This window comes from Moorena sp. SIO3E8 (genome assembly GCF_010692445.1).
GTDB lineage: Bacteria > Cyanobacteriota > Cyanobacteriia > Cyanobacteriales > Coleofasciculaceae > Moorena > Moorena bouillonii.
Genome location: NZ_JAAHHM010000378.1, coordinates 1 through 1,142, shown reverse-complemented (window position 1 = coordinate 1,142; position 1,142 = coordinate 1). Strand labels below are relative to the sequence as shown.

Below are 1,142 nucleotides of genomic sequence, written 5' to 3'. Positions count from 1 at the left end.
TAAAGCCAAGCACAAGCATCTACATTCCCGGGTGGACTGAATAGGCTTGAGCCGGATGAGTGCGAAAGTCTCAAGTCCGGTTCTTAGGGGAGGAGGAGATGGTAACATCTCCTACCTTACCCGACAAAGGGCTTTGGTAGGCACTGCCCACCCTACGATTAATGACTGAAGTAGGGGGTAGTTTCAAATCTGATTTGTAGTTATACCAATTCTGTAAATTATGGCTACACATCAATTTCGTCTCCCCATTTACCCCATCTCCCCGCGCCCGATACTCCTTAAGATGGCGACAATGTCTTGATGCAATAGCGAGTGGGGGAAACCACGGCAATAGCGAGTGGGGGGAACCCCCAAGACCGCGCTGCCTTCCCAAGACCGCGCTGCATCGCTGCAATAGTTTTACAGCACCTACACCACCTATTAAACTCGCTTAACCCACTACACCCACTGCTACTACTTCGTGGCGACAATGCAATAGTTTTACAGAACCCACTAAACCCATTAACCCTATTTAATTTACTACCCCTATTGTTGCTACTCCACCCATCCGACCCCCGATACTCCTTAAGATGGCAACAATGCAATAGTTTCACAGCGCCCACAGCACCTATTTAGCTCACTTAACCTACTCCACCCACTACCACTATTCCGTGACGATAATGCAATAGTTTTTCTAACCCCTTGCATTTTCTTTAAAATCTGGTTATACTAATAGTATCTTTAAAGCAATGGTTTTGCCGCCATGATGATTTCTACCGCACAAGCCGCTGAATTACTAGGTGTTTCTGCCACTCGCGTCCGTTACCTTCTGGGCAAGGGCAGAGTCAAAGGAGCGTATAAGGTGGGTAGAACTTGGGTGATTCCTCTGTTTGATGGCATGCCAGTGGTAACGCCTGGCACTCGTGGACCAAAGCGGAATTGGTCAAAGCGTACAAATTACACGAACGCTGTGATCCACGTTAATCAGAAAGTCATTCGCCAAAATCACAACACCGGGGAACGCAATCCAGTGATTAGGGTTTGTCAAGAAATAAGTTCATGGTTTTTGAGCAGATTGAGACCGAGGATGAATCATGTAATTCCACTGGGGACAAATGGGACGATGGGTCAAGTTGAGTGCTGCCATTTGTTGATCTGAAACT

General features: G+C 47.1%; 2 protein-coding genes. One reads left to right on the top strand and one right to left on the bottom strand.

Annotation, left to right across the window (positions count from 1 at the left end):
- Window positions 1–70 precede the first annotated feature (70 nt).
- Window positions 71–394, bottom strand: a complete 324-nt coding sequence (locus F6K46_RS39915) for a hypothetical protein (protein ID WP_293069089.1) — start codon at window positions 392–394, stop codon at window positions 71–73.
- Between the two features lie 348 nt (window positions 395–742).
- Between F6K46_RS39915 and F6K46_RS39910 the strand changes: the two genes are divergently transcribed.
- Window positions 743–1,138 carry a helix-turn-helix domain-containing protein gene (locus F6K46_RS39910; RefSeq protein ID WP_293069086.1) on the top strand — a complete coding sequence of 132 codons (396 nt, stop codon included), beginning with the start codon at window positions 743–745 and terminating at the stop codon, window positions 1,136–1,138.
- Window positions 1,139–1,142 lie beyond the last annotated feature (4 nt).